The sequence below is a fragment of the Weizmannia sp. FSL W8-1119 genome (genome assembly GCF_038008605.1).
GTDB classification, from domain to species: Bacteria; Bacillota; Bacilli; order Bacillales; family Bacillaceae_C; genus Weizmannia; species Weizmannia coagulans.
Genome location: NZ_JBBOZL010000001.1, coordinates 1,633,546 through 1,654,869, shown reverse-complemented (window position 1 = coordinate 1,654,869; position 21,324 = coordinate 1,633,546). Strand labels below are relative to the sequence as shown.

Annotated in this window: 24 protein-coding genes; 16 read left to right on the top strand and 8 right to left on the bottom strand. The window is 48.9% G+C overall.

Annotated elements, in window-relative coordinates:
- Nucleotides 1–36: 36 nt before the first annotated feature.
- Entirely contained in the window at nt 37–867 is an 831-nt protein-coding gene (gene proC / locus NSQ19_RS08065; protein ID WP_340702691.1) for a pyrroline-5-carboxylate reductase, read from the bottom strand.
- A gap of 490 nt (nt 868–1,357) precedes the next feature.
- Here proC and NSQ19_RS08060 point away from each other — a divergent pair, with 490 nt between their 5' ends.
- The 3 genes from NSQ19_RS08060 (at nt 1,358) to NSQ19_RS08050 (ending at nt 3,880) form a co-directional block, all read left to right on the top strand.
- Entirely contained in the window at nt 1,358–2,155 is a 798-nt protein-coding gene (locus NSQ19_RS08060) for an SDR family NAD(P)-dependent oxidoreductase (RefSeq protein WP_017553634.1), read from the top strand.
- Nucleotides 2,156–2,306: 151 nt separating this feature from the next.
- Nucleotides 2,307–3,542 (top strand): DNA polymerase IV, encoded by a 1,236-nt coding sequence (locus NSQ19_RS08055; protein WP_013859577.1) that lies wholly within the window; start codon nt 2,307–2,309, stop codon nt 3,540–3,542.
- A complete protein-coding gene (locus NSQ19_RS08050; protein ID WP_013859576.1) occupies nt 3,539–3,880 on the top strand; it encodes a YolD-like family protein in 342 nt (113 codons plus the stop codon). The genes NSQ19_RS08055 and NSQ19_RS08050 overlap by 4 nt, the downstream gene beginning before the upstream one ends.
- Nucleotides 3,881–3,996: 116 nt before the next feature.
- Here the strand turns inward: NSQ19_RS08050 and NSQ19_RS08045 are convergent, their stop codons facing one another.
- From NSQ19_RS08045 to NSQ19_RS08025, 5 genes are all read right to left on the bottom strand, one after another.
- Nucleotides 3,997–5,406: a LysM peptidoglycan-binding domain-containing protein gene (locus NSQ19_RS08045; protein ID WP_340702690.1), complete on the bottom strand. Its 1,410-nt coding sequence runs from the start codon at nt 5,404–5,406 to the stop codon at nt 3,997–3,999.
- A gap of 75 nt (nt 5,407–5,481) precedes the next feature.
- Nucleotides 5,482–6,405, bottom strand: a complete 924-nt coding sequence (locus tag NSQ19_RS08040; protein WP_013859574.1) for an alpha/beta hydrolase — start codon at nt 6,403–6,405, stop codon at nt 5,482–5,484.
- A gap of 478 nt (nt 6,406–6,883) precedes the next feature.
- Complete coding sequence (locus NSQ19_RS08035; RefSeq protein ID WP_340702689.1) at nt 6,884–8,365, bottom strand: ArnT family glycosyltransferase; 1,482 nt, start codon at nt 8,363–8,365, stop codon at nt 6,884–6,886.
- Between the two features lie 452 nt (nt 8,366–8,817).
- Nucleotides 8,818–10,020 (bottom strand): toxic anion resistance protein, encoded by a 1,203-nt coding sequence (locus NSQ19_RS08030; protein WP_340702688.1) that lies wholly within the window; start codon nt 10,018–10,020, stop codon nt 8,818–8,820.
- Nucleotides 10,017–10,667 carry a 5-bromo-4-chloroindolyl phosphate hydrolysis family protein gene (locus NSQ19_RS08025; protein WP_017553629.1) on the bottom strand — a complete coding sequence of 217 codons (651 nt, stop codon included), beginning with the start codon at nt 10,665–10,667 and terminating at the stop codon, nt 10,017–10,019. Before NSQ19_RS08025 ends, NSQ19_RS08030 begins: the two co-directional genes overlap by 4 nt.
- A 236-nt stretch (nt 10,668–10,903) precedes the next feature.
- On the opposite strand from NSQ19_RS08025, the gene NSQ19_RS08020 reads away from it, so the two are divergent.
- Nucleotides 10,904–11,245, top strand: a complete 342-nt coding sequence (locus NSQ19_RS08020; protein ID WP_327076748.1) for a YqkE family protein — start codon at nt 10,904–10,906, stop codon at nt 11,243–11,245.
- 212 nt (nt 11,246–11,457) lie between these two features.
- On the opposite strand, the gene NSQ19_RS08015 is transcribed toward NSQ19_RS08020, so the two are convergent.
- Together NSQ19_RS08015 and mciZ are read right to left on the bottom strand one after the other, a co-directional pair.
- Nucleotides 11,458–12,369 carry an aldo/keto reductase gene (locus tag NSQ19_RS08015; RefSeq protein WP_013859570.1) on the bottom strand — a complete coding sequence of 304 codons (912 nt, stop codon included), beginning with the start codon at nt 12,367–12,369 and terminating at the stop codon, nt 11,458–11,460.
- A 69-nt stretch (nt 12,370–12,438) separates the two neighbouring features.
- Nucleotides 12,439–12,570, bottom strand: a complete 132-nt coding sequence (gene mciZ / locus NSQ19_RS08010; RefSeq protein WP_013859569.1) for a Z-ring formation inhibitor MciZ — start codon at nt 12,568–12,570, stop codon at nt 12,439–12,441.
- An 85-nt stretch (nt 12,571–12,655) separates the two neighbouring features.
- Here mciZ and NSQ19_RS08005 point away from each other — a divergent pair, with 85 nt between their 5' ends.
- From NSQ19_RS08005 to NSQ19_RS07950, 12 genes are all read left to right on the top strand, one after another.
- Entirely contained in the window at nt 12,656–13,204 is a 549-nt protein-coding gene (locus NSQ19_RS08005) for an NUDIX hydrolase (protein WP_061566879.1), read from the top strand.
- Entirely contained in the window at nt 13,201–14,376 is a 1,176-nt protein-coding gene (locus NSQ19_RS08000) for an endonuclease Q family protein (RefSeq protein WP_340702687.1), read from the top strand. Before NSQ19_RS08005 ends, NSQ19_RS08000 begins: the two co-directional genes overlap by 4 nt.
- Nucleotides 14,377–14,469: 93 nt before the next feature.
- Nucleotides 14,470–15,114: a stage II sporulation protein M gene (spoIIM, locus tag NSQ19_RS07995; protein WP_340702686.1), complete on the top strand. Its 645-nt coding sequence runs from the start codon at nt 14,470–14,472 to the stop codon at nt 15,112–15,114.
- A gap of 109 nt (nt 15,115–15,223) precedes the next feature.
- A complete protein-coding gene (gene fur / locus NSQ19_RS07990; RefSeq protein ID WP_013859565.1) occupies nt 15,224–15,700 on the top strand; it encodes a ferric iron uptake transcriptional regulator in 477 nt (158 codons plus the stop codon).
- 142 nt (nt 15,701–15,842) lie between these two features.
- Nucleotides 15,843–16,061: a YqzK family protein gene (locus NSQ19_RS07985; RefSeq protein ID WP_328004599.1), complete on the top strand. Its 219-nt coding sequence runs from the start codon at nt 15,843–15,845 to the stop codon at nt 16,059–16,061.
- Nucleotides 16,062–16,066: 5 nt separating this feature from the next.
- A complete protein-coding gene (gene xerD, locus NSQ19_RS07980; RefSeq protein WP_340702685.1) occupies nt 16,067–16,960 on the top strand; it encodes a site-specific tyrosine recombinase XerD in 894 nt (297 codons plus the stop codon).
- Between the two features lie 272 nt (nt 16,961–17,232).
- Nucleotides 17,233–18,396: a D-alanyl-D-alanine carboxypeptidase family protein gene (locus tag NSQ19_RS07975; RefSeq protein WP_340702684.1), complete on the top strand. Its 1,164-nt coding sequence runs from the start codon at nt 17,233–17,235 to the stop codon at nt 18,394–18,396.
- Between the two features lie 111 nt (nt 18,397–18,507).
- The gene (gene spoIIAA, locus NSQ19_RS07970) at nt 18,508–18,858 is read left to right on the top strand and encodes an anti-sigma F factor antagonist (protein WP_014098106.1); all 351 of its coding nucleotides are present in this window, start codon (nt 18,508–18,510) and stop codon (nt 18,856–18,858) included.
- On the top strand, nt 18,859–19,302 hold the full coding sequence (spoIIAB, locus tag NSQ19_RS07965; RefSeq protein WP_013859559.1) for an anti-sigma F factor: 444 nt from the start codon (nt 18,859–18,861) through the stop codon (nt 19,300–19,302). It abuts the gene before it with no gap.
- 12 nt (nt 19,303–19,314) lie between these two features.
- On the top strand, nt 19,315–20,073 hold the full coding sequence (sigF, locus tag NSQ19_RS07960) for an RNA polymerase sporulation sigma factor SigF (RefSeq protein WP_013859558.1): 759 nt from the start codon (nt 19,315–19,317) through the stop codon (nt 20,071–20,073).
- 216 nt (nt 20,074–20,289) lie between these two features.
- The gene (locus NSQ19_RS07955) at nt 20,290–20,910 is read left to right on the top strand and encodes a stage V sporulation protein AA (protein WP_017553619.1); all 621 of its coding nucleotides are present in this window, start codon (nt 20,290–20,292) and stop codon (nt 20,908–20,910) included.
- Nucleotides 20,897–21,322 carry a stage V sporulation protein AB gene (locus NSQ19_RS07950; protein WP_019720469.1) on the top strand — a complete coding sequence of 142 codons (426 nt, stop codon included), beginning with the start codon at nt 20,897–20,899 and terminating at the stop codon, nt 21,320–21,322. The genes NSQ19_RS07955 and NSQ19_RS07950 overlap by 14 nt, the downstream gene beginning before the upstream one ends.
- The last annotated feature ends 2 nt before the right edge of the window (nt 21,323–21,324 follow it).

The following is a 21,324-nucleotide window of genomic DNA, read 5'->3' as shown; positions in this document are numbered from 1 at the left end:
AAAAAGCGGCTTGCCTGCCGCTTTTTTTGCTGCCGGTTATTCTCTTGCGGGGATTTCTTCTTCTGCGTTCGACAATTCATTTGCCCGCTTTGCTGCTGCTTTTACACAGTCAATGAAAGCTTGTTTGACCTCGCGTTCGTCAAGGACGCGGATCGCGGCTTCGGTGGTGCCGTTCGGGCTTGTGACGGCTTTTCGGAGCGCTTCCGGCGGTTCGGCTGAAGTTTTCAGCATTTCTGCTGCGCCGATGATCGTCTGGAGGATGAATTGTTTTGCCGTTTGTGCGTCGAGCCCGATTTCTGCAGCTGACTGCTGGAGCGCTTCGGCGATATAATAAATATACGCCGGCCCGCTCCCCGACAGCCCGGTTACGGCATCGAGCTGTTCTTCTTTTACCGCCATGGCCATGCCGACTGTCGAAAAAATGGCAAACGCCCGGTGCCGGTGCTGTTTTGTCGCGGCGGCGTTAAAGGCGATGCCGGTTGCCGACAGCCCGACTTTCGCCGATGTGTTCGGCATCGCGCGCGCAACAGGAATGTGCCGGCCAATCTTGTTTTCGATAAACGGAATCGTGATGCCGGCCGCTACCGATACCAGCAGCGTGTCCGGGGATACGAGCGGCCGGACCGATTCGAGCACATCCGGGGCGTCTTTCGGTTTTACAGCTAAGATGACCGCGTCCGGGCCTTCAAAAAGCTGGTTAAGGCCGTCTGCAGCCCGGATGCCGTATTTCTGTTCCAACGTGCGGAGCCTTTTTTTGTTCGTGCGGTTATGGGCGTGGATGTCCCCAGGTTTTACGATTCTTTTTTCAAGCATGCCGCTGATCATCGCTTCGGCCATGGACCCGGCGCCAATAAATGAGATTTTCATGCAAATACCTCCTTTCAAAGCAAAAACCCCTTCATCCGTAAAGGACGAAAGGGCATGTTCCGCGGTACCACCTTTATTGCAGGAATCCATCCTGCATCTCATTTGGTTAACGGTTTTCATCCGGTTTGGTTTTGCCAAACAGCTCACAGGCAGGTTCGGACGGGCAGCGGATGGCGGAGTCTTCCAGCCTGAGAACCCCGCTCTCTTGCATCATGCCCGGCTTACTGGTCCTGGTCACAGCCGATCGCTTATCAAAATGGTATTACTTATTATGAAGAAAAATCGGGGAGTTGTCAAGGGTGATTCCGCGAATTTTCAGATAAAAAATCCGTGCCCGGCGTGCATGCCGCAATGAACGCCGGACGGGTGTAAGCATGAAAATTAGCCGGCGCCATTTTTCAGAATAGGCATCCATGCCACGGCAAACGGCACCAGCTGAGGAAAAATGGACAAGCACAAATTTTCAGGATAGAAGGGAGAAAATGGCAACATGGCAAATAAACGGATCCGGAAGAAAACGGTCGTGATTACCGGTGCTTCCGGCGGCCTCGGGGAAAAAATCGCCTTTGCCGCCGCCAAAAACGGGGCTAACCTTGTTCTGCTCGCCAGAAGCCTTGACAAACTTGAAAAAATCAAGGCGGAGATCGAAGCAGTTTACCCGGTTTCGTGTCTGGCCGTCCGCTGTGATGTGGCGGAACACGGCAAAATTCCTGCTGTTTTTGAAACGATTTATAACCGCTGCGGCCATATTGATGTGCTCGTGAACAATGCCGGTTTCGGCGTTTTTGATGAAGTGCAGGATATCCGCATGGAGGATGTCAGGGGGATGTTTGATGTCAATGTCATCGGGCTCATTGCCTGCACCAAGGCGGTTGTCCCGCATATGCAAAAAAACCGCGCCGGCCATATTATCAATATTGCTTCCCAGGCGGCCAAAATGGCGACCCCGAAATCAAGCGTCTATGCGGCGAGCAAGTTTGCGGTGCGCGGCTTTACGGATAGCCTCCGCATGGAAATGGCGCGGTTCGGCGTCTATGTGACAGCCGTTCATCCCGGCCCGGTTGCAACCGGTTTTTTCGACATTGCCGACCGGTCCGGCACTTACCGGAAAAATATTGAAAAATGGATGCTGGATCCCGAAAAACTTGCAGAAAAAGTTACAGATACGATGCTTGTAAACCGGCGTGAAATCAATGCGCCAAAATGGATGAATGCATCCGCCGCCATCCATGGGCTTTTCCCCGGGCTTGTGGAAAGGCTCGGACGGCGGGCTTTCTTTAAAAAATAGCAGCCGGTGTGATGCGCGTTTTGGAAAAATATAGCCCCTCTGCCTGAAAAAACAATTGGCGAAAGAACGTATATTCGTTTATAATGAGGAATAGAATAAGAACTATAGTTCGTGTTGGTTGTTCAGTTTCTAAGGTAAGAGGGGTTGAAAGATGAGCCAGCGTGTGATTTTTCTCGTCGATATGCAGTCTTTTTATGCAAGTGTGGAAAAAGCCGATCATCCGGCATACAGGGATAAACCCGTAATTGTATCGGGCGATCCGGCGCGCCGGTCCGGGGTGGTGCTCGCTGCCTGCCCGCTCGCGAAAAAGCGCGGCGTGAAGAATGCGCTCCGCCTGTGGGAAGCGCAGCAGCTCTGCCCGGATGCCGTCATCGTCCGGCCGCGCATGCAGCGCTATCTCGATGTATCGGTGCAGATTTCTTCGATTCTTGCCCGCTATACGGATATGGTTGAACCGTATTCAGTTGACGAGCAGTTCATGGATGTAACGGGCAGCAGGCGGCTGTTCGGGGAGCCGCGCGAGATCGCCGCGCAAATCCAGCGGGACATCATGGAAGAAACCGGCGTGTATGCTCGCTGCGGGATCGGGCCAAACAAAGTGCTGGCGAAAATGGCGTGCGACCATTTTGCAAAGAAAAACAAAACCGGCATTTTTGAACTGGACCATCATCATCTCAAAACGCATTTATGGCCTTTGCCGGTTGGCAGGATGTTCGGTGTCGGCAGCCGGATGGAGCAGCATCTGAAGCGGCTCGGCATTTATACAATCGGCGCGCTTGCCTGCTTTCCGCTTGCCGTTTTAAAAAAACGGTGGGGGATTGGCGGCCAGGTGCTGTGGGAGACGGCAAACGGTATTGATGAGTCGCCCGTCTTGCGGGAATCGCACGCCGGGCAGAAAGCGATCGGGCATGCGATGACACTGCCGCGCGACTACGCCGATTTTGAGCATGAAATCAAAGTCGCCCTTCTTGAACTTTGCGAGGAAGTCTGTTTCCGGGCGCGTACTTCAGGTGTCATGGGCGCTTGTGTTTCGGTCGGCTGCCAGGGGGCGGATGATGCACATCCGTCCGGCTTTCACCGCCAGATGACGCTTGCGGCACCGACAAACGGGACAATGGACGTTTACCGGGCGGCATGCCGGCTGTTTCTTTCGTTTTGGGACAAAAACCCGGTCCGCCGTATCAGCGTCGGGCTGTCGCGCCTGTCGCGGGATACTATCCGGCAGCTTGATCTGTTTGAAAACAGGGAGGGGGAAAGAAAGATCGGGTATGCGGTCGACCGTATCAAGCAGAAATACGGTTCCGGCGCCGTCATCCGCGCCGTGTCGCTGCTTGAGGCCGGTCAGGCGCTTGAACGTGCCAAAAAGATAGGAGGGCATTACAAATGAGCGGCCGCTTGCAGCGCGGCAACAAACTTTGGGAAGGGTCACGCATGTTTTTGCCCGAGCATAAGCAGGCGCTTTTAAAATGGCAGAAAGAACAGGAGAAACAGGCAAAACCCGAACTCGATGAGCAGCAGCTTGAAGAGATGAACCGCATGCTCGTATCTGCCTGCCGGCTGCACGTGCCGGTTACGGTCCGTTTCTTTGAAGCGGGGGATTTTCTTACAGCCACCGGTACCATTACAAAATTCCAGCCGCTTGAAAAAAGGCTGGAGCTGGCAGGGGAGACAGGGGAGCGGATATCGATCAAACTTTCCGCGGTGACGGAAGTGGAGCAGGCATGAAAAAAACCGGCAAGCCTGAAAAGGCCTGCCGGGCGGATTGTTTTCGTACGGGCGATGCAGGGAAATGCGGCAAAAAGCAGCATTCCATGAAACAGCATCCGTCCGTTTTTTGTGGATTACCGTTTTCTTGCTTGAATGAGCGCCTGCTGCACGACCCAGTTTTCGGGAAACGGATTGCCGAGCACCCAGTAGCTGATTCCGCGCAGCCCGTATTCGTTCAGCAAATTGATTTTTGCCCGCATGCTGCGCGCGTCTTCAAACCAGACTTCATGCTGCTGGCCTGATGCATCGGTGTAACGGAAATAAGGCGCCTGGTCGGTCGGGTGGTAGCGGATGTCAGCCCCGTACCGTGCCGCCAGGGAAACAGCTTCCTGCGGGCTGATCGTACGCGCCGTTGTGCCTGCGCGCCACGGGATTCTCCAGTCGCGCCCGTAAAGCGGCGCCCCCATCATGATTTTATTCCGCGGAATGACGGTAACGGCATAGTCAAGGACACGCCTCACTTCAGGAATCGGGGCGATGGCACGCGGCCTGCCGCCGGCCCATCCCCATTCATACGTCATCAAAATAACAAAATCAACGATCGCCCCGTGTGCGCCGTAATCGTGGGCTTCGTAAAGCAGCCCCGGCTGCGTGCCGGAAATTTTCGGCGCAAGCGCAGTCGAGACGAGCAGGCCTTCCGGGCGGAACCGGCGGACGACGCGCCTGAGAAACGCCGTATAACGGTCGCGGTCTTCCGGATACACGTATTCAAAATCAAAATTGATGCCCCTGTACCCTTTTTGCCGCATCGTGGCGAGAAGATTGCTGATCAAAGTTTCCTGCAATGTTTCATTGCGAAGCAGCCGGGCAGCCAGATCGGAGCTGAATCCTTCCGAAGTGAAATTGGCCAGGATTAAAAGTGGAAGGACGCCGTTTGCTTCCGCTGCCTGAAGGACGGAGCGGTCGTTGAGCGGCGTCAGGCTGCCGTCTTCGCGGAATGTATAGCGGAAAGGGGACAAGTACGTAAAATACAGCCCGAGCTGGTAAACTTCGGCGGTGCCCGCAGCGCCGAACCTGGTTGTATAGGCATTGACTTCTTTTACAGGGCGGCCGGGTGCGGGCACACGCAGCACCTGGCCAGCGGAAAGAGCCGTGCCGGGCAGCCGGTTCGCCTGGATAATGGCCCCCATGTCCGCCCCGTAAGTACGGGCAATGCTGTATAAAGTTTCACCTTGTGTTACCGTATGGTTCCGGTAGGGGATAAAAAGCACCTGCCCCGGAAAAAGCAAGGCGGGGTTGCGGAGCTGGTTGGCGTTTATAAGCGCTTGTGCCGGAACGCCGAGGCGTGCGGCAATCGTGCCGAGCTGGTCCCCTTCCTGGACGATGTACTGAAAGAACCGGTCAGGAACGGCAAGCGCCTGGCCGGGGACGAGCGGGGATGATGCAGTCAGCCCGTTTGCCAAAAAAAGCTGGGCAAGATCGGCATCGAGGCAGTTTGCAATCCGCCAAAGGGTATCGCCTTGCTGTACGGTATAGATTTCCATCATAGACACTCCCTGTTTTGATAGGCTCCTATACCATATTCAGCCACATGGGCGGACGTTCGCAAAAAAATGGCATTAAAGCTTACGGGGCGCCGCCATTTTTTCAAGAAATTCATCAATCGCCTGTTCATACTGTTCGCGGTTTAAGTTGAGCGACTGGGCGTGGGCGCCGTTTTCGGCAATAAACAGCTGCTTCGGCCCTTTTTTCTTTTCATACAGCGCTTTGGTCATCGCGGGCGGAATGTAGTCGTCCTTGGCGCTGTGGATAAAGAGGACCGGCTGTTTGATCCGGCCGACTACATCAATCGGCGACACACGGCGGAGTGAGTAGCCGTCACGGATGCGGACAAAAAAATCGGCAAGCGGAAAAAAACATTTTCCGGGAAGCCGCGTTTCCCGCGTAAATTCCCGGATCAATTGCGCCCGGAACGAGGAAAACGGGCAGTCGGCGATGTAAAAATCGGCGCGGCCGCAAAGCTCGCCGGCATACAGTAGGAGCGTGGCGGCGCCCATCGATTCGCCGTGGATCCCGAAAAAGATGCCGTCCCCTTCGCGCCGGATCAGTTCATCCGCTACCGCTTTTAAGTCATGCTTTTCATAGTATCCGTAGCTCGTTGTACTGCCCCCGGATTCCCCGTGGCGGCGGTGGTCATAGAGGACAGCGTTAAAGCCCCGTTTCAAGAACAGGTTCATATATTTAACGGAATTCATTTTGTTTTCCGTTACGCCATGGCAAAAAATCATCCATTTTTTCGACTCGGGAAACGGCTTTACAAAAACCGATTTGAGTTTGTAACCGAATGGGGACGGAATAAACACTTCTTCTTTCGGCAATGCTTCGTACGCTTTAAGATCCAGCCTTTTCGCTGCCGCTTCCCGGCTTATGACAAGGCTGTCCTCTTTTTTTCGTATATGCATTACCCGCTCTGACATGTAAAAGCCGATCCCGCCTGCAGCAAGCGCTGCTGCCGTGGCGGGCAGGGAGAACCACTTTTTCATCAAAATCCTCCTCTAATATGATGGTAATGTTAGAATTCAAACAAATGTTATATAACTTAACACAAAATAAATATAAAATATAACCCACTTTTTGTCAATACTAAATTTTCTGAAATATAAAGCTGTAGTTCAGATTATTTCTCCCATTTTCGGTGGTTTTGACATTATGTTCTTAACACGATATGTTAAATTTTTTAACAATGAATAAAGAAATAGGATTATAGAGGAAATAATGGAACTTTGTTTTTTCACAACGTTTGAAATGGAAGATTTGGGGATTAGAGAGTGCAGATATAAGTATTGAAAAAGGACATGTGAACAATATATGGGGCATTTCGGCATTTTAAAGACCTAAAGAATAGAAAATATTTGTCACCAATCACTTTTGAATTGAACAAAGCAGGCAAGAATGAATCCATAAATTCTTGCCTGCTCCTTCGATAAATGGTGTCCAATCCCACATGTGTCATTCTCTGATTCAATTCAATTGATGTTTCATCCGAATCTTCTCTTTATTAAGAATGTAGCCCCAGTGATTGGAGGCGACGATGTTTAAATGATTCGAAGCGGCCAATTGTTTTGTATAAAACTTTTTTTTCACTAAAAGCAAGGCTCTATCATTTTTTAAGAAGGCATGAAAATCTCCGCCTTGCACTTTCAAATCATTCACTAATTCAGCCGTTAGAACCGCACTTTGAGCCCATACCGCCTTATGTCTTTTTGGATGGTATTTAAATAAGCTGTAGCCCCTTACTCCATCCAATGACTTCGTTTTTTCAATCAAACTTAATTGATCATTCGGTATGGGGTTGTTGACATACATTAGAATTTCCCCTTCATAATAATGAGCAACAAAAAGAATGGTCGATAAAAGAACTATTTTGACCAACCATTTACCTTTCAACAAAATTCTGCTGGCCAAAATCCCTATCATGATGGCTAGCGGAGGATAAACAGGCAAAATATACCATCTTATCTTCGTTTTAGCTAACGTATACAGGGTGAAAGGAACAATCACCCATAAACAGAGCCCTATTATATAAGATCGTTTTTCATGCTTGAATAGATTAATCGAAAGATTTTGATGAAAATGATAGACTAAAATCATTCCCAATAAAACAGCGAACCACAAAAAGTAAAAATGGGATAATATGACTCCATAGTAAGATTCATCGCCTACATGACCTTCAATGGTAACCGTTGATCTATGCAGCAAGTCATACGAAATCATATTTTGGAAAAAAGCAAAGCCGTCATATTGATATCGCATAACCGCCCAAATCAAAATGGGCACGATCATGCACAAACATAACATCATCCATTTTTTAAAGGATAATTTTTTGTATTTTCCAGTAATAAAGAGGTACAATCCCATAATGACGGCTATATTCCCTGCATGCCAACTTTTTGTTAAAAAAGCCAAAGCAAAGGCCAGTCCCGATACATACAGCCAATAATCCTTTTTCTCGCTAAGCAACAAAGACAGAATAGCCACTGTAAATAAAAAGACATAAAGAGAATCTGCGTCACCGGTTCGTGCACTATGATTGATTAAAAATTGAGTGCTTGTCGACAATGTTAGCATCGATAATAAGGAAGCTGCATTTCCGAAATTCTTTTTCACAAAAATGCCCACGATGATAATCGTCAACATAGCACAAATGCCTGAGATTAATCTTAATCCTAAAGCATTGAATCCCGCCGTTTTATAGCCAAACATGATGGCCCAATAACTAAGAGGCGGTTTTAAATTCCAATAATCCATCTTATAACGATAAGTATTGACGATAAAATTTCCTTGTCTTAACATCTCATAAGCATTTACTCCGTGTCTTGCTTCATCCCAACTATAAATAGGAAATTTACCTAAATTGAAAAAGATATTATAGCAAGCAACAGATAACAAAATCAGAGCCAGCAAAAAATAAATGACGTTTCCTTTTCGATCTGACCAGTACATAACCCAAACTCCTCATATTTGTTTTTTGCAAGAAAAAAGTGTAGAGTATTGCAGTATATAAATTCGTTTATACCGCATAAAAATTCAATCTGAATTCTCGCTATTAAGGGCTTGACATGGAGCCTCTGCAGCCATGATTCTTTTGCCAAGCGGCCAGCTGTAACAGATTTGGCAAACCTAAACAGGTTATCATGGCTATCCCTCCATGTCAAGCCCCTCTGCATAACCATTTGCATAGAAATTTTGCACATCTCTGCACTTTAATTTTGCAATAAACACATATTGAAGTAAAAAAGGATGCCGGATGCGTTTTAATAAGCGGAAAGAGAAACCGGCGCAAGTTTCCGGTTGCGCCGGTTTATTTTCAGGCTCCTGCCGCTTTTCCGGATGGATCTTTTTTTGAAAGCGGAAACGGGCTTTCCGGCCGGTTTGTCCTGCTTTGCCCGTCCCGGTCAGGACGCCCCGGCATCCGGCCCTTTCAGGTTCATCAGTTTTTGTTTCAGTTCGTTTTCCATCGTCGCCAGTTCCTGTTCGGCCTGGAACCGCCGGCTTCTTCCTTCCTGCTGGATGCGCAGCGTTTCTTCGAGCGTTGAAATCAGGCTTTCCTGCGTTTTTTTCAACGTTTCAATGTCGACAAGGCCACGCTCATTTTCCTGTGCCGTTTCGATCGTGTTCGATTTCAGCATTTCGGCGTTGCGCAACAGCAGTTCATTGGTCGTTTTGGACACCTGTTTTTGCGCTTCGACCGCATGGCGCTGGCGGATGAGCGTCAGCGCAATCGCAATCTGGTTTTTCCATAGCGGGATCGCCGTCATAATAGAAGACTGGATTTTTTCAGCCAGCGTCTGGTTTGTGTTTTGAATCAGCCGGATTTGCGGCGCGCTCTGGATCGTGATTTGCCGGCTTAATTTTAAGTCGTGCAGCCGTTTTTCAAGCCGGTCGGCAAACTGGATCATGTCGTTGACTTCCTGGAAGGCCATCTGGTCGCCGGTTGCCTCCGCTTTTTTCTTCATTTCAGGAATCGTTTTTGTGTTCAGTTCCTCAAGCTTCAGTTCGCCGGCTGCAATATAAATATTAAGTGCATGGAAATAATCTTTGTTTTTTTCATACAGCTGTTCGAGCAGCTGGATATCTTTCAGCAATGTCTTTTTCGAGAGGTCGAGCTTTACGCTGATGCGGTCGATCTGCGCGCTCGTTTTCTGGTATTTTGAAAGCAGTTCCTGCACCGAATTGGAAATTTTTCCGAACATGCGCGAAAAGAAGTTTTTCTTTTCCGGGGCGAGTTCTTCGGGATTCACCTGCTCAAGTTTTTTCATCAGGTCATTTAATATATCGCCGATTTCCCCGATATCTTTTTTTTGGACCTGGTCAAGCATGGCATGCGAGAAATTCAGCAGCTTCGATTGCGCCTGCGTGCCATATAAAATGACGGCCTGGTGATTGGCCGGGTCAATTTGTTTTGCGAGTTCGTATGCCTTTTGCCTGTTTTCCTCCGGCAGCATATCCACAAGGCGGGACGGTTTTGCTCCGGCAGCAGGCTCTGTTTTCTGCCCTTCTTCCGGCAGCATGTCGTCACGCGCGCCGAACGGATCGGCAAGCAGATCATCCAGCCCGCCGCTTGTTGGTTCCTGCCAAAGTTCTTTATCTGCTGTCACTTTTTTGCACTCCTTTCATGCCTGGAAGGGGATTTGCGTTCGATCGTGTGCCTGGCGTATGCCAGTTCGTAATCGAGCTCGTCCATATCCGTTGAAAGCATATGGTACAGATCTTTCTCTGTTTCACGTCCCAATTGCTTTAACGTTTCTTCCGTTTCCCGGATTTGCACGGCCATTTCTTTGTTTTTCACAGGCTGGGATTGCAGGAGGGCATATTTTTCCGCAAGCTCCGCCATCGAATCCAAATGGTAAAAATAAAAGGATTCAGCCTGATAGAAACGTTTCGGCTCTTTTTTGACCAGTGCCTGTATTTTCCTGATGACTTTATTCATATCATAAAAAAGTTTGAACGTGCTGATTGAACGGACGGATAAAAAAGTTTTTTGCAGCCGCCTGATTTTTTCGTCCGCTTCTTTCAGGTTTTTCCGGATATACTGATAATCTTTCCGCGTCAGCTGCTGCGCTTTCAGAAAACGCCGGAACATCTGCCACTTCACAAGCCGGTTGATCAGAAAGCCGCCGGCAAGCGAAAGCAAAAGCGACAGCCAGAACAGATGGCCGGATGAAAAATAAATGGCGAGAAAGAGAAGAAAAACGCTGAGAATGGTCATCACGGTGCGAATCACCGTACCAATAAAGAATTTCATCATCGACACCCCTGATCACGATCTTGGTTGATTCGGCCATAAGTCTTATACGAAAAGCAGCCCCGGAAGGATTCAAAAACCTTGCAAATTTCTTCTTTAACGCTACTATACCAGAGATACCGCATTGATTTAAAGAGAGAAACCAGCATCCGGAAAAATTTTTCAGCCCGGGAAAGCCCGGTTTCCCTATGAACGGACCGCCTGATGGATGATGAAGCGCCGGTAAATGTATTATAATGAAAAAAGAAGATGGAAGAAGGGAGGTGAAAGCGGTTTGCAAAATGCCTCCGGCTGCATTTGCGGCATGCGGGCTTTGCAAACGGCGGAAAATGGCAAAAAAGAGACAGGCGCAACAAAAAGGAAAACAGGATGAGAAAGTGCGGCTGGAGGATGCGCTGCAAAAAGATGTGCTCGAAAAATTGAGGCAGGCAAAGCAGGAACTTGCAGCAGCGGAAGCAGAAAAAAAGAGGGCGGAAGAAGAACGGAAAAGAAAAGAACGGAAGCAGCGCGAGCGGAACAAATCGTTTGCGGAACTACTGGAAGAATCCGATTTGGATTGGAAACGATATAAAGGCTAAAAAAGATGGCAATAGGACAGGCAGTCGCTTTCACGCAACTGCCTGTCCTATTTATGACGCCCTGATTTTCATTTGCCGTATGCAAGGAAATTCTTCCTTTGTACGGGGAAAACGGATGATTTCCGGCATAACCAAGAAAGAATGGCCGGGACATGGTAAATAAGTAAACAGAAAAAAGCAAAGAACGCGATGCATTCTTTGCCGAAAACAGATTACCGGTGCGCCTCGTACCGGTTTTGCTTGGTGAGTTCGCGCAGAAGCCGGTGCTCATCCGGTGTAAGCGGCGCAGCGTTTACGGCTTTTGCATTGGCCCGCACCTGGTCCGGGGAACTGGCGCCGGCAACCACGGCGGCAACCGGAGGGCAGGCGAGATCATATTGGAGCGCAAGTTCAAGCATCGTGCGTCCGCCGGTTAAAAGCGTATTTTTAATCTTCTCAAGAAGGGCGGCGATTTCTTCATGGCGGTAATCAAGATAGCCGCCTGCCGGAATCTTTTCCGCCAGGCCGCTTAAAATTCCTTTTGCGACCGGGCCTCTTGCGACAATACTGATGCCGTTTTCGCCCAAAAGCGTCGTGATTGCCTCTTCCGGCCGCCGGTCAAGCAGGCTGTACTGCATCATGACGCTTGTGATGGATGACTTTTTCACATATTCGCGGATGACGTTCGGGCGGATGGAAGAAATGCCGTAAGCGCGGATGACGCCTTCCGCCTTTAATTCCTCGAACGCTTCGATCGTTTCGTCTATCGGGTCTTCGATCGTGCCGCCGTGCAGCTGGTACAAATCGATATAGTCCGTGCCGAGGCGTTTCAGACTTTGTTTTGCCGCTTCTTTTATGTATGCTTTGGAAGCATCCCAGCGCCACGTTTTGCCGTCTTCATTCCAGCGGTTTCCGGCTTTTGTGGCAATGACCACTTCGCTGCGCACAGGTTTAAGCGCTTCTGCGACTAGTTTTTCATTCACCCCGTGATCATAAAGGTCGGCCGTGTCAAAATAGTTGATGCCTGCTTCAAGCGCGGCTTCAATCACAGCCCGCGCTTTTTCCGGATCCGTGCCGAGTGACATGCAGCCGAGCCCGAGCTTTGAAACATATAAATCTGAATTTCCCAACCGGTTTTTTTCCATGTTTTCCTGCCTCCTTTTTTTTATTGTATAAAAGGGGCGGGGGAAAATACAAACGTGGGGACAGAACCTTTAGGAGGAAGCTGTTTTTGCAACCCATTCGGCGACCGTTTCATATTTTTTGCGGTATGTTTTCAACCTGTCGCGAATTTCCCATGCTTTTCCCTTCATAAGGATGCCTTTCGGATGGACAATGATGATCATGAAGCTTTCCCTCCCGGAACAGTCTGTTTTTTATGGTAAAATATATGCGTCAGTTTCAGATGAAGAACAAAAGGAGCCGGGTAACATGCATAAATACGAAGAGAGAACATTGAAGACGGAAGAAATTTTCAACGGCAAAATTTTGCACGTGCAAGTCCTGGAGGTTGAACTGCCGGACGGAAAAACGTCGAAACGCGAGGTTATCAAGCACCCCGGCGCCGTCTGTGTGCTTGCGGTCACAAATGAGCATAAAGTGGTGATGGTGGAACAATACCGGAAAGCGGCTGAACGTGCGCTCATTGAAATTCCGGCGGGGAAGCTCGAGCCGGGGGAAGATCCGCTTGAAGCGGCAAAACGAGAACTGGAGGAAGAAACCGGTTATGCCTGCGCAAAATTAGAACCGGTAACCGCTTTTTATACGTCACCGGGCTTTGCGGACGAATATATCCACCTTTATGCCGGAACCGGCCTTGAAAAGCTTTCCGATCCAAAAGCGGGCGATGATGATGAATTTGTCGATATTTTGGAACTGGGCATGGATGAAGCCAGGGAAATGATCCGGTCAGGGAAAATATGCGACGCCAAAACATTGGTTGCCCTCCAGCACTGGATGCTTGAAGAGGCGCGAAAATGAGTGCCGGCCCGTACTTTGCAGATTTGCACATCCACATCGGGCGCACGGAAACGGGCAGGCCTGTTAAAATTACGGGGGCAAAAAGCCTGACGCTTGAAAATATATTAAAGGCAGCCAAACAGCCGAAAGGGCTCGATCTCATCGGGGTGATCGACTGCCATGTCCCGGAAGTCAGGGAAGAAATGAAGGCGCTTCTTGCAGCCGGCGAACTGGTGCAGCTTGATGAAGGCGGCCTTCTCTACCAGGGCGAAGTCACGCTGATTCCCGGGATTGAAATGGAAGTGTATGATGAAAACTGCCGCGGGCCGGTCCATCTGCTCAGCTATTTTCCGGATATGGACGCACTCGGCAAGTTTTCCGAATGGTATGGCGGGCGCGTGTCCAATCCGCATTTAAGCACACAGCGGGTCCGCGCAGAGGCCCGGAAAGTGCAGGAAAAAACGAAAGAACTCTCCGGGATGTTTATTCCCGCCCATGTGTTTACTCCCTTTAAGAGCCTTTATGGAAAAGGTGTGGAACGGTCGCTAACAGAAGTGCTAGATCCGGATCTGATAGATGCTGTGGAACTGGGGTTAAGTTCTGATACCGCCATGGCTGATAAAATCAGCGAGCTGCACCGCTATCCGTTCGTGACAAATTCAGACGCCCACTCCCTCGGCAAAATGGCCAGGGAATACCAAAAATTGCTGCTGGAATCGCCGGGGTTTACAGGGCTGTTAAAAGCTTTGCGCGGCGAAGGAGAAAACCGGATTGCCGCCAATTACGGCTTAAACCCGAAACTCGGGAAATATTATACAACGACGTGCGCCAAATGCCGGAACCCTGTTTCAAACGGCCCATGCTTGCATTGCGGGTCGCACTTGAAAACAAAAGGTGTCTCGGAAAGAATAGAAGAGCTGGCAGACGCCCATTCGCATCCTGCCCGGCCGCCCTACATCCACCAGGTACCGCTTGATTTTTTGCCGGGGCTCGGCCCGAAAACGATGGGCAGGCTGCTGAGCCATTTCGGGACGGAGATGAATATTTTGCACCGGGTGCCGGCATCCGCCCTGAAAAGCGTTGTAAAACCGCCGCTTTCGGAACTGATCTTAAAACAGCGTTCCGGGGGATTGGCGTTTGAGGCCGGCGGGGGCGGAAAATATGGCAGGGTAAAGAATCCAAAGCCGGAATAGTTTCGCTCCGGTTTTGGACTTTTTTTCATAAACGGCACTTTCCTTTCATAGATTAATAGCAAGTGCCAATCTTTTGAAGGAGGGACGCCGCTCATGAAGCAAATTGCCCTGCAAAATCCTGTCAGCCGCCATATCCGGGAAAACTCCTCTATTTATGCATTTGTCATCGCGTTGTTCCTGATGGGCGTCATTTTTGGCGCCGTCATCGTCAACAGCCTGTCGATCGCACAGAAAGAAGACTTGTTTTTTTATTTAAAGCAATTTTTCGGACAAGTCTCAACCGGCAAACTTGCCGCGCCTGAGGACCTGTTCCGTTCAAGCTTCCTGCACAATTTGAAATTTCTCGGCCTCATCTGGCTGCTCGGGATTTCGATCATCGGCCTGCCGCTCATTCTTGTTCTCTTATTTTTAAAGGGGCTTGTCGTCGGGTTTTCGATCGGTTTTCTTGTCAACCAGATGAAATGGGGCGGTTTTTTGCTTTCGTTTGTGACCGTTCTCCCGCAAAATTTGTTGATCATTCCTTTGTTTATTTTCACCTCGGTGATGGCTGTCATGTTTTCCTTGAACCTGATCCGGAAAATTTTTATGAAACAGGCTGCCCACTTTGCTTTTTTTCAATTGTTTTTAAAGTATTGCAGTGTGCTTCTCGCTGTTTTCATCGCATCTCTCGCGGCTGCCTGCATCGAGGCTTATCTTTCCCCGCAGCTGATGCAGGCCGTGATGAAGATGATTCATTAAAATGATTCTTAAGTAATAAATGTTGTTTTTAACTGTTTATAATCATTTCATTTTGACTATTTCCCTTAATCTGCTATAATATCAGAGACAGCGGCAAGGGGGAGGAATCATGGAAGAAGCTCGTATTGATAGAATTAAGAAGCAATTGCATTCGGCCAGTTACAAACTGACGCCGCAACGGGAAGCAACCGTGCGCGTTTTGCTGGAACATGAAACAGACCATTTAAGTGCGGAAGATGTATACCTCCTTGTGAAAGAAAAATCTCCTGAAATCGGCCTGGCCACCGTTTATCGCACGCTGGAACTGCTGTCCGAACTGAAAGTGGTGGACAAAATCAATTTTGGCGACGGGGTATACCGTTATGACCTGAGGCAGGAAGGCGCCGCACATTTTCACCATCATCTTGTCTGCATTGAATGCGGCGCGGTGGACGAAATTCAGGAAGATTTGCTGGAAAATGTCGAAAAAGTTGTGGAAAGCCGCTGGAATTTTATTATAAAAGACCATCGCCTGACATTTCACGGGATTTGTTACCGGTGCCAGCAAAAAGAAAAGGGAAACGAAAACGGAAAAAACGAAAAATAACCGGCCTTTTCGCACGACGAAAAGGTTTTTGTTATAACACCGCATTTTTCAGCCGGTTTTAATTTTTACATAAAAGGATGTATAAAACGGCGGAAGTCTGTCATAGCTTGTATGTAAAGCGATACAGAAAGGCGGGCGGGATATGCCGTGGCTGAAACTTTTGCTTCATGCGCTTAAAGTCTTCATATTATTTTTAAGCTGTACCTTGCTGTTCTACTTTGCCCTGCTTTGGGTGAACCAGGAATATGAAAGCTACCACCGTTATGAAAAACCAAAAGGCGCGGCTGTAAAGGTGAGTGCCGGGGACCATAAGCCTGCCTGGGCAGAACGGCTGCTGCTCTTTTATATGGATGGGGAGTAATCGGAATGGAAGATCAAATCAAAGATTTCATGCATTTTATGATCGTTGAAAAAGGGCTTGCTGAAAATACGGTCGCGTCCTACAAACGCGATCTGCACAGTTATCTCCGCTATTTGCAAAAAGTGGAGCTTGTTTCATCCTGGAATGAAGTGACACGGTTTCACATCCTCCATTTTCTGAACTTTTTAAAACAGCAGGGAAAGTCCTCGAAGACGATTGCCAGGCATGTCGCCTCCATCCGGTCTTTTCATCAGTTTTTGTTGCGGGAAAAATTTGCGGGCCAGGATCCGACTGTCCATATTGAAACCCCGAAGCCCGAGCGGACGCTCCCGAAAGTGCTGAGCGTTCAGGAAGTGGAAGCGCTCCTTGCCACGCCAAAAGGGGATACGCCCCTTCATATGCGGGATGCTGCGATGATTGAACTGCTGTATGCAACCGGCATGCGCGTCAGTGAGATGACCGGCCTTAATCTTGATGATTTGCATTTATCGATGGGATTTATAAAATGTATCGGAAAAGGGGACAAGGAAAGGATCATCCCGGTCGGCCGCACGGCGTCGGCTGCACTTGACCGGTATTTAAAAGAAGGGCGCCCCAAACTGGTTTCAAAAACAACAAGAACGGATGCCCTGTTTTTGAACCATCACGGCGCCCGTCTCTCACGGCAAGGCTTTTGGAAAATATTAAAGGCGCTTGCGAAAAAAGCCAATATTGAAAAAGACATCACCCCGCACACACTGAGGCATTCATTTGCCACCCATCTGATTGAAAACGGGGCAGACTTGCGGGCGGTACAGGAAATGCTCGGCCATGCCGACATTTCCACAACACAAATTTACACCCATGTTTCAAAAACGAGGTTAAAGGATGTCTATGCGAAATTCCATCCAAGGGCTTAAACCCGCCGCCTGCTTTTCCGGGCGCGGCGGTTTTGGCAGGGCCTCGTTTTTCGGGAACACAGGGGCAAATCAAAAACAGATCTTTAAGGCGCACGGCGTAAAAACCGTGCGTTTTTTATTTGTCCGGCAGCCGGCATTCCGCGGATGAGAAGAAAGGGAATTTATCCAGTATAAAAATGGCGCAACTGGAAAAAATGATTTTATGCATATCTCCCAGCGTGTACGGAGGTTTTGTTTTCACGTTTTACGATTTTACAAGTTGGAGGGTCATCATGAAGAAAATCATTGGTTTGGTTACCTGCTTCATGCTCGCTTCCGGCGTCCTTGTGCCTGAAGCGTTCGCAGCCGAAAAGAAAAATGAACTGGCGCCGGAAGCGAAATCCGCCATTTTAATTGAACAGGCCACGGGCGAGGTGCTGTACACTAAGAACAGCCATGAAGAATTGCCGCCTGCTTCCATGACGAAAATCATGACCATGCTTTTAATTATGGAAGCGCTCGATAAAGGCGAAATCAAAATGGATGAAAAAGTACGGACGAGCGAGTATGCGGCATCCATGGGCGGATCGCAAATTTTTCTCGAGCCCGGCGAGGAAATGACGGTGGAACAAATGCTGAAAGGGATTGCGATCGGTTCGGCAAATGACGCGGCCGTTGCGATGGCGGAAAGAATTGGCGGAAGCGAGGAAGCTTTTGTCGACAAAATGAATGAACGGGCAAAAGCGCTCGGTTTGAAAAACACCCATTTTGAAAATGTGACCGGGCTCCCTGTCAAAGGCCACTACAGTTCAGCTTATGACATGGCCGTCATGGCGAAGCAATTGCTGAAACATCACGGCATTACAAATTTCACCGGCAAATATGAAGATTACTTAAGGGAAGGCTCCGATAAAAAGTTCTGGCTCGTCAATACCAATAAACTGGTCCGCCATTATCCGGGCGTTGACGGCCTGAAAACCGGTTTTACAAATGAGGCAAAATTCTGCCTGACCGCAACGGCAAAGAAAAACGGCATGCGTGTGATCGCCGTCGTTTTCGGGGCGCCATCAACAAAAGTGCGAAACGCCCAGGTTTCCAAAATGCTTGACTATGCGTTCAGCCAGTACACCTCCCATCCGCTTTACAGAAAAGGCGCGGTGCTTGATCAGGTCAAAGTGTCAAAAGGGAGCATGCGGCACGTCCGGGCGGTCACGAGCGAACCGGTATCGGTGCTGACGAAAAAAGGCGTCAAATTGTCAAATTTGAAAAAAAACGTGAAGCTCAAAAAAAATGTGCAGGCCCCCGTCCAAAAAGGCGATGAAATTGGAACACTGACTGTCAGCCAGGACGGAAAGGTGCTTGCAAAAACAACGCTTGTTGCCGACAAAACAGTGAAACGCGCAGGTTGGTGGCAGCTGTTTAAACGTGCGGCAGGCATGTTTGTCCAGAAAGATTGATGTCGAATCCGCCAGGTTTCTGTTTTTTTAAAGCTTCTTTTGTCTCCCAGAAGGAAAAACGGGAATCAAGGTCGAAATGACTCACTATTAACAGCGAAGGAGGCTTTAATTGTGAGTCTGGCTATTGACCTGGAAGTGAAAAAAGATGTCCTGTGCATCCGGCTGCAGGGGGAATTGGACCACCATACGGCTGAAAGCTTGCGTGCAAGCGTGACAAAAGCAATTGAAGAAAACGGCATCCGCCATCTTGTATTAAATCTGGAGCAGCTTTCCTTTATGGATAGCTCCGGTTTAGGCGTGATATTGGGAAGATACAAACAGATCAAGCAGAAAAACGGGGAAATGATCGTCTGCGCCATTTCTCCGGCCGTAAAAAGGCTGTTTGAACTGTCCGGCCTCTTTAAAATCATCCGCCTTGATGAATCGGAACAATACGCGCTGCACAGATTGGGGGTTGCCTGAATGAAAAATAAAATGCAATTGCAGTTTTCCGCGCTCAGCCGGAATGAATCTTTCGCCCGCGTGGCGGTTGCCGCTTTTGTTGCCCAGCTTGATCCGACGCTTGATGAATTGACCGAAATCAAAACGGTCGTATCCGAAGCGGTAACAAACGCGATTATTCACGGATATGAAGAAAACCCGGATGGAATGGTTTATGTATCGGCTGCCATTTGTGACGACGGCACGGTTGAAATTACCGTCCGCGATGAAGGGAAAGGCATAGCGGATATTGAAGAAGCCAGGCAACCGTTATTTACAACAAAGCCTGAACTGGAAAGATCCGGAATGGGCTTTACGATCATGGAAAACTTTATGGACGATGTAGAAATCCAGTCGCAGCCAGAATCAGGCACCATCATTCGTCTAAAAAAGCATTTGGCCTTGAAAAACGCCCTATGCAATTAAGGAGTCGTGCCGATGGATGCAGAACTGAAAAAGGCAGAAAATAAAGCCCGGTTAAAAGATGAGGAAGTGAAAAACCTGATCAGGCGCAGCCAGGAAGGCGACCAGGAGGCACGCGACCTGATCGTTGAAAAAAATATGCGCCTTGTCTGGTCGGTTGTCCAGCGCTTTTTAAACCGCGGATATGAACCGGATGACTTATTTCAAATCGGCTGTATCGGGCTGTTAAAATCGGTTGATAAATTTGATCTTTCGTATGATGTCAAATTTTCCACCTATGCAGTCCCCATGATCATCGGGGAAATCCAGCGGTTTTTGCGCGATGACGGGACGGTAAAGGTGAGCCGTTCTTTGAAAGAAACGGGCAACCGGATCCGCAAAATCCGCGATGAGTTAACGAAAAAGCTGGGGAGATCGCCGACCGTGCATGAAATTGCATCAGAACTCGGGATGCCGGTGGAAGAAGTCGTCATGGCGCAGGAGGCAGGCAAAGCCCCATCATCGATCCATGAGACGGTATATGAAAACGATGGCGACCCGATCACGCTTCTTGACCAGATTTCAGACCAGAACGACCAGAAGTGGTTTGACCAGATTGCCCTCCAGGAAGCGATCAGAGGGCTTGAGGAACGCGAAAGGCTGATTGTGTACCTCCGCTATTACAAAGACCAGACACAGTCCGAAGTGGCGGAACGGCTTGGCATTTCGCAGGTGCAGGTTTCACGGCTTGAAAAGAAAATACTTGAAGTGATGAAAGAGCGCATGGAATTGTAAACGTGCGCTTTTTTCATTCCCGGATGTGCCATCCAACTGAAGCGTTTTTCCCGAAAATAACACGGGATACACGGTTCCCCGGACTCCGGCAATGGAAAAAAGCACAGGAAGCGTGCAAAAGTGATCATACGATACATACAACATTAAACCGGTGCATGAAAATCTTCCAATATCACATACTACAAACACAACGTATGAAAGCAGGGGGTGAAGGCAGTGGATGAAACGATTTATTTGCGGCTCCGCCACCGTATTCGCGTCAATCCGGGCTTTACTGTAAAATTATCCCATATTGCCCAGATTCACGCGCCGTCCGGTATACAGGAAACCCTTTTGGACACTCCCGTCCAAACCATTTCCAAGGCTGACGGCAACACCGTTGTCATTGACATGATGAAAATTATTTCCAGTATCAAGAAAAAGGTTCCGGACGCTGCCATATCTCCTGTCGGCCCGGCGGCAACGATTGTGGAAGTAGCTGCAAAAAAGAGATACCTGCCGATTTTGTTTTTTATGTTGATTTGGATTTTGCTGTTTTTAGGTTCCGCGCTCGGGATTATCAATTTTCATGAAGACGTCGACATGCGGGCTGCCCAGGAAAAAATTTATTACCTGATTACAGGCATCCGCGACAATACGCCGCTTATGTTTCAAATTCCCTATACGCTCGGCCTCGGGGCGGGTATGGTGATTTTTTTTAACCATGCGTTTAAGAAAAAATTTAATGAAGAACCGAGCCCGCTTGAAGTTGAAATTTTTAACTATCAACAGGACATCGACCATTATATCCTGTTGAATGAGAATAAGGAGAACATGAAACATTTTGACCATCCTTAAGCAGATCTTCACCGTGTTTTGCGGGCTCGGCGGCGGGCTTGTGGCCGGCTGCGGGTATGTGGCTTTTTTAACAGTGCTTGGCATTGTGCCGCGGCTTGTCCAGTTGTCCAGGACGGAACGATTCATCCAATCATACGAATGGGCCGTTGTATTCGGGGTGCTGTCCGGGACATGGTGGGGGCTCGGTGGTGAAGGCGGCCGGCTTTCTGTAATTGTTGCGGCGCCTGTTGGGTTGTTTTGCGGACTGTTTGTCGGCATGCTTGCTGCGGCGCTCACGGAAGTGGTCAATGTCATCCCGATTTTTTCCAAAAGAATCGGAATGGACGGGCGTCTTGCCGGCGCATTGATGGCGATCGTGCTCGGGAAGGTGGCCGGCGCCTTATTTCAATGGCTTTACTATGTAAATCATTAAGA

What these genes read in the sequence shown, in the direction of transcription:
- proC (WP_340702691.1), bottom strand. Translation starts at nt 867, where the DNA reads ATGAAAATCTCATTTATTGGCGCCGGGTCCATGGCCGAAGCGATGATC.
- NSQ19_RS08060 (WP_017553634.1), top strand. Translation starts at nt 1,358, where the DNA reads ATGGCAAATAAACGGATCCGGAAGAAAACGGTCGTGATTACCGGTGCT.
- NSQ19_RS08055 (WP_013859577.1), top strand. Translation starts at nt 2,307, where the DNA reads ATGAGCCAGCGTGTGATTTTTCTCGTCGATATGCAGTCTTTTTATGCA.
- NSQ19_RS08050 (WP_013859576.1), top strand. Translation starts at nt 3,539, where the DNA reads ATGAGCGGCCGCTTGCAGCGCGGCAACAAACTTTGGGAAGGGTCACGC.
- NSQ19_RS08045 (WP_340702690.1), bottom strand. Translation starts at nt 5,406, where the DNA reads ATGGAAATCTATACCGTACAGCAAGGCGATACCCTTTGGCGGATTGCA.
- NSQ19_RS08040 (WP_013859574.1), bottom strand. Translation starts at nt 6,405, where the DNA reads ATGAAAAAGTGGTTCTCCCTGCCCGCCACGGCAGCAGCGCTTGCTGCA.
- NSQ19_RS08035 (WP_340702689.1), bottom strand. Translation starts at nt 8,365, where the DNA reads ATGTACTGGTCAGATCGAAAAGGAAACGTCATTTATTTTTTGCTGGCT.
- NSQ19_RS08025 (WP_017553629.1), bottom strand. Translation starts at nt 10,667, where the DNA reads ATGAAATTCTTTATTGGTACGGTGATTCGCACCGTGATGACCATTCTC.
- NSQ19_RS08020 (WP_327076748.1), top strand. Translation starts at nt 10,904, where the DNA reads ATGAAAAAAGAAGATGGAAGAAGGGAGGTGAAAGCGGTTTGCAAAATG.
- NSQ19_RS08015 (WP_013859570.1), bottom strand. Translation starts at nt 12,369, where the DNA reads ATGGAAAAAAACCGGTTGGGAAATTCAGATTTATATGTTTCAAAGCTC.
- mciZ (WP_013859569.1), bottom strand. Translation starts at nt 12,570, where the DNA reads ATGATCATCATTGTCCATCCGAAAGGCATCCTTATGAAGGGAAAAGCA.
- NSQ19_RS08005 (WP_061566879.1), top strand. Translation starts at nt 12,656, where the DNA reads ATGCATAAATACGAAGAGAGAACATTGAAGACGGAAGAAATTTTCAAC.
- NSQ19_RS08000 (WP_340702687.1), top strand. Translation starts at nt 13,201, where the DNA reads ATGAGTGCCGGCCCGTACTTTGCAGATTTGCACATCCACATCGGGCGC.
- spoIIM (WP_340702686.1), top strand. Translation starts at nt 14,470, where the DNA reads ATGAAGCAAATTGCCCTGCAAAATCCTGTCAGCCGCCATATCCGGGAA.
- fur (WP_013859565.1), top strand. Translation starts at nt 15,224, where the DNA reads ATGGAAGAAGCTCGTATTGATAGAATTAAGAAGCAATTGCATTCGGCC.
- NSQ19_RS07985 (WP_328004599.1), top strand. Translation starts at nt 15,843, where the DNA reads ATGCCGTGGCTGAAACTTTTGCTTCATGCGCTTAAAGTCTTCATATTA.
- xerD (WP_340702685.1), top strand. Translation starts at nt 16,067, where the DNA reads ATGGAAGATCAAATCAAAGATTTCATGCATTTTATGATCGTTGAAAAA.
- NSQ19_RS07975 (WP_340702684.1), top strand. Translation starts at nt 17,233, where the DNA reads ATGAAGAAAATCATTGGTTTGGTTACCTGCTTCATGCTCGCTTCCGGC.
- spoIIAB (WP_013859559.1), top strand. Translation starts at nt 18,859, where the DNA reads ATGAAAAATAAAATGCAATTGCAGTTTTCCGCGCTCAGCCGGAATGAA.
- sigF (WP_013859558.1), top strand. Translation starts at nt 19,315, where the DNA reads ATGGATGCAGAACTGAAAAAGGCAGAAAATAAAGCCCGGTTAAAAGAT.